The sequence below is a fragment of the Nocardioides sp. P5_C9_2 genome (genome assembly GCF_054049555.1).
On sequence record NZ_JBFUMD010000154.1, the window covers coordinates 1 to 7,529 of the forward strand.

The 7,529-nt window shown below is 72.8% G+C and carries 11 protein-coding genes and 1 pseudogene; 7 read left to right on the forward strand and 5 right to left on the reverse strand.

The window, feature by feature from the left end:
* From ACXJKL_RS09715 to ACXJKL_RS09730, 4 genes are all read left to right on the forward strand, one after another.
* The coding region (locus ACXJKL_RS09715) for an HAD-IC family P-type ATPase (RefSeq protein WP_457206858.1) at positions 1 to 1,002 on the forward strand (1,002 nt) is incomplete at its 5' end.
* A gap of 35 nt (positions 1,003 to 1,037) precedes the next feature.
* Positions 1,038 to 1,496: a DUF4396 domain-containing protein gene (locus ACXJKL_RS09720; RefSeq protein ID WP_457206859.1), complete on the forward strand. Its 459-nt coding sequence runs from the start codon at positions 1,038 to 1,040 to the stop codon at positions 1,494 to 1,496.
* Between the two features lie 40 nt (positions 1,497 to 1,536).
* Complete coding sequence (locus ACXJKL_RS09725; RefSeq protein ID WP_457206860.1) at positions 1,537 to 1,665, forward strand: hypothetical protein; 129 nt, start codon at positions 1,537 to 1,539, stop codon at positions 1,663 to 1,665.
* Positions 1,666 to 1,788: 123 nt separating this feature from the next.
* Entirely contained in the window at positions 1,789 to 2,508 is a 720-nt protein-coding gene (locus ACXJKL_RS09730) for an EcsC family protein (RefSeq protein WP_457206861.1), read from the forward strand.
* A gap of 45 nt (positions 2,509 to 2,553) precedes the next feature.
* Here the strand turns inward: ACXJKL_RS09730 and ACXJKL_RS09735 are convergent, their stop codons facing one another.
* The 3 genes from ACXJKL_RS09735 to ACXJKL_RS09745 are packed head-to-tail and all read right to left on the reverse strand — an operon-like array spanning position 2,554 to position 3,954.
* Positions 2,554 to 2,985 carry a hypothetical protein gene (locus tag ACXJKL_RS09735; RefSeq protein ID WP_457206862.1) on the reverse strand — a complete coding sequence of 144 codons (432 nt, stop codon included), beginning with the start codon at positions 2,983 to 2,985 and terminating at the stop codon, positions 2,554 to 2,556.
* The gene (locus tag ACXJKL_RS09740; protein ID WP_457206863.1) at positions 2,972 to 3,328 is read right to left on the reverse strand and encodes a hypothetical protein; all 357 of its coding nucleotides are present in this window, start codon (positions 3,326 to 3,328) and stop codon (positions 2,972 to 2,974) included. Before ACXJKL_RS09740 ends, ACXJKL_RS09735 begins: the two co-directional genes overlap by 14 nt.
* 29 nt (positions 3,329 to 3,357) lie before the next feature.
* Positions 3,358 to 3,954, reverse strand: a complete 597-nt coding sequence (locus tag ACXJKL_RS09745) for a maleylpyruvate isomerase family mycothiol-dependent enzyme (RefSeq protein WP_457206864.1) — start codon at positions 3,952 to 3,954, stop codon at positions 3,358 to 3,360.
* A gap of 75 nt (positions 3,955 to 4,029) precedes the next feature.
* Between ACXJKL_RS09745 and ACXJKL_RS09750 the strand changes: the two genes are divergently transcribed.
* Together ACXJKL_RS09750 and ACXJKL_RS09755 are read left to right on the forward strand one after the other, a co-directional pair.
* Positions 4,030 to 4,476 carry a MarR family winged helix-turn-helix transcriptional regulator gene (locus ACXJKL_RS09750; RefSeq protein WP_457206865.1) on the forward strand — a complete coding sequence of 149 codons (447 nt, stop codon included), beginning with the start codon at positions 4,030 to 4,032 and terminating at the stop codon, positions 4,474 to 4,476.
* 36 nt (positions 4,477 to 4,512) lie between these two features.
* Positions 4,513 to 5,571 carry a DNA polymerase IV gene (locus tag ACXJKL_RS09755; protein ID WP_457206866.1) on the forward strand — a complete coding sequence of 353 codons (1,059 nt, stop codon included), beginning with the start codon at positions 4,513 to 4,515 and terminating at the stop codon, positions 5,569 to 5,571.
* Positions 5,572 to 5,590: 19 nt separating this feature from the next.
* Here the strand turns inward: ACXJKL_RS09755 and ACXJKL_RS09760 are convergent, their stop codons facing one another.
* A complete protein-coding gene (locus ACXJKL_RS09760) occupies positions 5,591 to 6,784 on the reverse strand; it encodes a RimK family alpha-L-glutamate ligase (RefSeq protein WP_457206867.1) in 1,194 nt (397 codons plus the stop codon).
* Between the two features lie 59 nt (positions 6,785 to 6,843).
* Here ACXJKL_RS09760 and ACXJKL_RS09765 point away from each other — a divergent pair, with 59 nt between their 5' ends.
* Positions 6,844 to 7,317: an ATP-dependent zinc protease family protein gene (locus ACXJKL_RS09765; RefSeq protein WP_457206868.1), complete on the forward strand. Its 474-nt coding sequence runs from the start codon at positions 6,844 to 6,846 to the stop codon at positions 7,315 to 7,317.
* A 32-nt stretch (positions 7,318 to 7,349) separates the two neighbouring features.
* Here the strand turns inward: ACXJKL_RS09765 and ACXJKL_RS09770 are convergent.
* Positions 7,350 to 7,529: pseudogene (locus ACXJKL_RS09770) on the reverse strand (NAD-dependent epimerase); the annotation flags it as partial.

A 7,529-nucleotide genomic window follows, 5' to 3' on the forward strand; every position in this document is an offset into this window, starting at 1 on the left:
GAGGTGCTCGAGTCCACCCGTCGGGTCGACACCGTCGTGCTCGACAAGACCGGCACCGTCACCACCGGCGCGATGACCGTCGCCTCGGTCACCGCGGCACCCGGGGTGGACGAGGACGAGCTGCTCCGCCTGGTCGGGGCCCTCGAGCACGCCTCGGAGCACCCGATCGCGCGGGCCATCGCGGCCCACGCCGGCTCCGACGCACCGGTCACCGACTTCGTCGCCACCGGCGGGGTCGGGGTCACCGGCACCGTCGACGGGCACCGTGTCTTCGCCCGCCGCCCCCGACTGGCGGCGGACGACACTCCCGCGGACGGTTCGGATGTCGTACGCCGCCAGCCGGCGCGCAACCCCGGCGACGACCCGCTGCCGGCCGCCGTCGGCCGCGCCCACACCGCCGGCGCCACCCCGATCGAGGTCGGGTGGGACGGGCGCACGACCGGCGTGGTCGTCGTCGCGGACACGGTCAAGGAGACCTCCGGGGAGGCGGTGCGGATGCTCCGCGACCTCGGCCTCACGCCGTACCTCCTCACCGGCGACAACGAGGCGGCCGCCCGCTCGGTCGCCGAGGCGGTCGGCATCGAGCACGTCATCGCCGACGTGCTGCCGGCCGACAAGGTCGACGTGGTCACCCGCCTGCAGGACGAGGGTCGGGTCGTGGCCATGGTCGGCGACGGCGTCAACGACGCGGCCGCGCTCGCGCAGGCCGACCTGGGCCTGGCCATGGGCACCGGCACCGACGTGGCCATCGAGGCCAGCGACCTGACGCTGGTCCACGGCGACCTGCGAGTGGCGGCCGACGCGATCCGGCTGTCACGGCGCACCCTGGGCACGATCAAGGGCAACCTGTTCTGGGCGTTCGCCTACAACGTCGCCGCGATCCCCCTCGCCGCCGCGGGCCTGCTGAACCCGATGCTCGCCGGTGCGGCGATGGCGTTCTCCAGCGTCTTCGTGGTCACCAACAGCCTGCGGCTGCGCGGGTTCCGGTCGGTGGTGCGCTGATGGACCCACACAGCGCCACGGGCTCCCGGAATGCGATGGGCTCCCGGAACGCGATGGCGGCGAGCGCGACCCTGCACTGCCTCACCGGGTGCGCGATCGGCGAGATCCTCGGGCTGATGATCGGCACCGCGGCCGGGCTGGCCACCGGCGTCACGGTCGCCCTCTCGGTGGCGCTGGCCTTCGTCTTCGGCTACCTGCTGTCCACGCTGCCGCTGGTGCAGTCGGGGATCGYGTTCGGCGCGGCCCTCAAGGTCGTGCTCGCCGCCGACACCCTGTCGATCCTCACCATGGAGGTCGTCGACAACGCCGTGATGGTCCTGGTCCCCGGCGCCATGGAGGCCGGGCTGGTCGACCCGATCTTCTGGCTGTCGATGATGCTCGCGCTCGCCGCGGCCTTCGTCGTCGCGTTCCCGGTCAACCGTGCCCTCATCGACCGCGGTCGAGGCCACGCGCTGACGCACGACCTGCACGACGCCGGCCACCCGACCCACTGAGACCCCACCACCAGAGAGACCGATCACCGAGGAGGACCCGATGCAGACCTCGACCCTGGCCGCGGCCGTCGCCGGCTTCCTGCTCGGCGGGCTGACCGTCTCGGTCGCCGCCACGCTGGAGGACGAGCCCACGCCGACGCACGGACCCGTGGAGCGCCAGCACCGCTGACGTCGTACCGGCGCACCACCCCAGTGACGGCGCTGTCCCTGAGGGTGATCCGGCGCTGGGGGCTCCGTGACAGGATCGCGGACCAACCGTGAGTCATCCGCCAGACCGCACCAGGGAGCAACGATGGGCCTGTTCGACCTCTTCACCCCGAAGCGCGAGCAGGTCGAGGAGACCCGATCGGCCCTCGAGGCCGCCCAGGACCCCTCCAAGGACTCGGGACCCATCCACCGCGTCATCGACATGCTGCTCGACATCGGCCTGGACGGGCGAGGACCGATCCGTTCGGCGTCCCAGATCGCCGACAAGGCGCTCCGCAAGGAGGGTTCGACCGAGAAGGCCCTCAAGGCCGTCGGTCGGGGCGGCACCCTGGGCGGCGGCGTGGGCGGCTTCGTCACGGGTGTCGGCGGGTTCGTCACGTTGCCGGTCGCGCTGCCCGCCAACGTCCTGGAGTTCTACGTCCAGGCGACCCGGATGGTGGGCGCCATCGCGCAGCTCCGCGGCTACGACCTGTCCGACGAGCGCATCCGGTCCGCCGTCCTTCTCACCCTGGTCGGCTCCCGGGCCGACGACGTCCTCGAGAAGGCCGGCATGAGCACCGGCGGCGGCCGCCTCGCCACGCTTGCCACCCGCGGTATGCCGCCGGCGGCCATCATGATGGTCAACAAGGCGGTCGGCTTCAACCTCATGCGCAGCGTCGGCGTCAGGACCATCGGCCGCTTCGGCCGCGGCGTCCCGGTCATCGGGGGCTTCATCGGCGGCGGCCTGGACGCCTGGATGATGAAGAAGATCGCCGACCACGCGATGCAGGAGTTCCCGGCGACCACCGGCGGCTCCGCGGCCTGACCGGTCGGGGCGTCCGCTCGTGCTCGTCCTGTGGGGACTCCCCTTTCAGGGACGGGCGGCGCGGGGCCGGGTGCGCAGCAGCCAGGCGATGCCGAGGAACGGCAGCACCAGCGGCAGGTAGCCGTAGCCCTGCCCGTAGGCCGACCAGACCGTCGCGTCCGGGAACAGCTCGGGGTCCAGGACGGTCAGCGTCCCGACCGTGAGGACGCCGACGAGCTCGAAGCCGACGGCGCCCCACGCCATGGCGCGGGGCCGCGGGCCCACCTCGGCGAGCCCGAGGGTCGCCAGCACGTAGACCACGGCCGCCACCGCCGACAGCGCGTAGGCCAGGGGCGCGTCGGACGCCTTGGTCAGCAGCTGGACGGCGCTGCGGGCGGTCGCGGCGAGCGCGAAGACGGCGTACGTCGCGACGAGGGCACGCCCGAGACCGCTCGACGTGGAGCGGCGCCGGGTCGCCTCATGCTCAGGCCGCGGCATGGATCTGCTCCAGCCGGACGACCAGGAAGGCGACGGTGAGCAGCGCGACGATCAGGACGGCGGTCGCGCCCCGGCTGCGCTCCCCCAGCGACCAGAGCAGGCCGAGCGGCAGCACCACGAGCGCGGCCAGCAGGTAGCCGACGAAGGTGATCGACGGGTCGCCGCTGCCCCCGACGAGCTGGGCGATGCCGATGACGGCCTGCACGACCAGGCCGATCTCGAGGAGGCCGAGGAGGGCGATCAGCACCCGGTCGGGGCTGCGGTCGAGGGCGACGTAGCCACCCGTGACGAGCGCGAGGACGAGCGCGGCCACGATGAGGACCGTCTGGAGCGGATCGATCACGGCGCCAGTGTGTCAGGGCGCCGATCGGGTCAGCGCGTGCCGTCCCCCGGCCCGGGACGACCCGCACTCATCATCAGCAGGTCGAGCATCGGCGCCCGCACCTCGCGACCGGAGCCACGCRCCCAGTCGGTGTCGGTGGCGACCATCCGCACCCCGGCCAGGAGCGTGCGGGTGCCGAAGAACCACGGCATCGCGCACACCCGGTCGGCAGCGACGGCGGCCGCCTCGGGCGACACCACGATCGTGCGTCCGAGCGGGCGCACGACGTCCTGGCCGTGCACCAGCGCGTCGATCAGCGGCTCCACGTGGGTGACGGTGAGCGGCCCCCGGGGGACCTCGGCCCACTCGTCGTACTGGGCGAGGATCTCGGCGACGGGCGCCCTGCCGCGCCGCAGCCCGTCGTGGAGGATCGCGCCGTTGTAGCCGCGCCACACACCCGACATCGCGCGCACCGTGTTGGAGGCCCGCATCTGCGGCCCCGAGATGAGGTGGGCGGCGGTGTCCCGCACCCGCCATCCGTCGCAGAGCGACGGGTGCTCCCACTCCTGCGGCGACAGGTCGCGGAGGACCTCGCGCAGGGCCACCCGCGCGCCCGTCGTGTGTCGCCAGACCTCGTCGCGCTCCATCGCGGTCCTCCAGTCGTCAGTCTCCCTGACCAATCAATGGTCAGATAGACTGACCATCTTGTCAAGGAGGTTCCCATGGCCGAGCCGCACCCCGCGGTGCTGATGTTCGTCGCGCAGCGGCACGTCGAGAAGCGGGTGGTCGAGCACCTGTGGGAGCACGGGTACGACGACATCACCCTCGCCCAGGGCCGCATCGCCGCGCGCCTCGGGGACCGGGGCTCCCGGCTGACCGAGCTCGCCGAGGCCGCGCAGGTCACGAAGCAGACGGCCGGCTACCTCGTCGACCAGCTGGAGCGCGCCGGGTACGTGGAGCGGCGCCCCGACCCGACCGACGCCCGCGCCCGGCTCGTCTGCCTCAGCGACCGGGGCCGGGCCGCGCAGCGGGAGGCCCGCACGGTCGAGCGCCGGATCGCCCGCGAGTGGTCGCGCCACCTCGGCGCGGAGCGCTACCGCGAGCTGCAAGCCCTGCTCGCCGAGCTGCGGGAGATCACCGACCCGTGGTGGGAGGGCCCCGCGTCCTGATCCGGCCGCGCCCCCGGTCCCGGCCATGATGGGGAGGTGACCACGAACCCCGCCGAGCCGTCGCGCTGGGTGCTGCACGTGGACATGGACCAGTTCCTCGTCGCCGTGGAGCTGCTGCGCCGGCCCGAGCTGGTGGGGCTGCCGGTGATCGTGGGCGGACGCGGTGACCCCACGGAGCGGGCGGTCGTCTCCACCGCGTCGTACGAGGCCCGCGAGCACGGGGTGCGGTCCGGGATGCCGCTGCGCGTCGCCGTGCGCCGGAGCCCGGAGGCCGTGCTGCTGCCCGTCGACCGGGCCGTCTACGAGGCCGCGTCGGAGCGGGTGATGCAGACCCTGAAGGACCTCCCGGACACCGTCGTGGAGGTGCTGGGCTGGGACGAGGCCTTCGTCGGCGTCCACACCGACGACCCTGAGGCGACCGCCCGACAGGTCCAGCAGGCCGTCCTCGACGCCACCGGACTGTGGTGCTCGGTCGGCATCGGCGACACCCTGGTGCGGGCCAAGATCGCGACCGACTTCGGCAAGCCCCGGGGCACCTTCCGGCTCACCCGCGACACCTGGCTCGAGGTGATGGGCGAGCGCCCCACGACCGCGCTGTGGGGCGTCGGCCCGCGGACGGCGGCGCGGCTCACCGGACTCGGGATCGAGACGGTGGCCGAGCTCGCGAGCACGCCCGACGAGGTGCTGGTGGCCGAGCTCGGCCCCACCAACGGGCCGTACGTCGGACGCCTCGGCCGCGGCGGCGGGCGGGCCTGGCCGGACGACACCCCGTGGGTGGCCCGCGCGCACGGCCACGAGACGACCTACCAGCAGGACCTGACCCCCGCCGAGGTCCCCGACGCGCTGCGGGTGCTCGCCGAGCAGGTCGTGGCAGACCTGCGACGCGAGGAGCGTCCGGCGATGCGGGTGCACCTCAAGGTCCGGGTGGCGCCGTTCTTCACGTCAACCAAGGTGCGCAAGCTGGCCGTCCCGACGTACGACGTCGACGTCCTCGCGTCCACCGCCCACGAGCTCTACCTCGCGCTCGACGACGCGCGGCCGGTGCGGCTGCTCGGGGTCCGCGGCGAGATGGTGCCGCCCGAGGGCGGCTACTGACTCGGGAGCCGCGTGGCGCTCACTCCTGCTCGTGGATCGGGTGCTTGGGGAGCTTCTTGACCTTCTGCCGGCGCTTGCGACGCTCGGGGATCATCGAGCGCATCTCCTCCAGCCGGCCGAAGCACAGCAGCCGGTCCTCCGGCTCGAGCACGTGGCTGCCGCGGGGGTTGGGGATCACCGCCGTGCCCCGGTGCAGGGTCAGCACCGAGATGTCCTTCTCCCGCAGGCCCGACTCCTCGAGCGACTTGCCCACGATGTCGGCGTCGCCGTGCACGAGCAGCTCCGCGACGCCGTACCCGGTGGAGACGCTGAGGCGCTGGCGCACGTCGATCTGCGGGAAGGCGACCTGGTTGTCGATGTAGTCGATGATCGCGCCGGCCACGTCGAGCTTGGTCGCCGTCTCGATCCCCTCGAGCCCGGGCGAGGAGTTGACCTCCATCACCTGCGGGCCGTCGTTGCCCTCGAGCATGTCCACGCCGGCGACCTTGAGGCCCATGATCTGGGCGGAGCGGACGGCCGCCTCCTCGAAGGCCGGGTCGAGCTCGACCGGCTCGACCGAGCCGCCGCGGTGCACGTTGGAGCGGAACTCGTCGCCCTGCGCCACCCGTCGCATCGCCGCCACGACGCGGTCGCCCACGACGAGGGCGCGGATGTCGCGGCCCTTGCTCTCCTTGACGAAACGCTGGATGAGGACGTTCTGCTTGGTGCTCTGCAGCGTCTCGATGATCGCCTCGGCGACCTTGATGTCCGGGGCGAGGATCACCCCGATGCCCTGGGTGCCCTCCAGCAGCTTGATGACGACCGGCGCGCCGCCCACCCGCTCGATCGCCGGGATCACGTCGGCACGGTCGCGCACGAAGGTCGTCGCCGGCATCGCGATCCCGTGCTTGGAGAGGATCTGCGTCGCGCGCAGCTTGTCGCGCGAGTTGGAGATGCCGTACGCCGTGTTGGGCGTGTAGACGTCCATCTGCTCGAACTGGCGGACCACGGCGGTGCCGAAGTAGGTGATCGAGTTGCCGATGCGCGGCAGGACCGCGTCGTAGTCGGACAGCTGCTTGCCCCGGAACTGCAGGTCCGGCTCCTTGCCCGACAGGTCGATGCCGAAGCGCAGGGTGTTGAGGACCTTGACCTCGTGGCCGCGGTCGAGGGCGGCCGTGCGCAGGCGCTGGGTGCTGTACGCCCGGGGGGCGCGGGACAGGATCGCGAGCTTCACTCTTCCACCTGATGGGGATGGGGGCCTGAATGGGACGGGTGCCTGATTGGATGGGGGGCGTGGCCGATCCCCATCCAACCATCGTCGCCGGCTGGCGCGAGTGGGTCACCCTTCCCGACGCCCGGGTGGAGTGGATCAAGGCGAAGCTGGACACCGGGGCGCGCTCGTCGTCGGTGCACGCCTTCGGCGTCGAGGAGTTCTCCCGCGACGGCCGGCCGTGGGTGCGGTTCTCCCTCCGGCCGTGGCAGCGGTCCGAGGATGACGCCGTCCAGCACGAGTGCCCGGTGCACGACAAGCGCGTGGTGCGCAGCTCGTCGGGCCACTCCGAGGAGCGGTACGTCGTGCTGATGGACGTGCGCCTGCACGACCGGACCGTCACCGCCGAGGTCACGCTCAGCAGTCGTGACGAGATGGGCTTCCGGATGCTCATCGGTCGCGAGGCACTGCGCCAGGGGTTCCTCGTCGACTCCCGGCGCTCCTACCTCGGCGGTCGCCCGCTGCGCGCCGTACGACGCCGCAACCGCGGCGTGTAACCCCCGGCGCCGCCAGGGTCAGCCGGACAGGGTCAGCTGACGACGCCGATGTGCGCCCGGTGGTGCGCCGGCTTCTCGATCTCGTCGACGATGGCGGCCGCGAAGTCCTCGCCGGAGACCCGGGACCCGCCCTCGTCGTCGAACAGCGCCACCTCGCCGCCGACCCGGTAGGCGTCGGTCCGCTCGCCAGGGACCCACGCGCCGTACTCCCC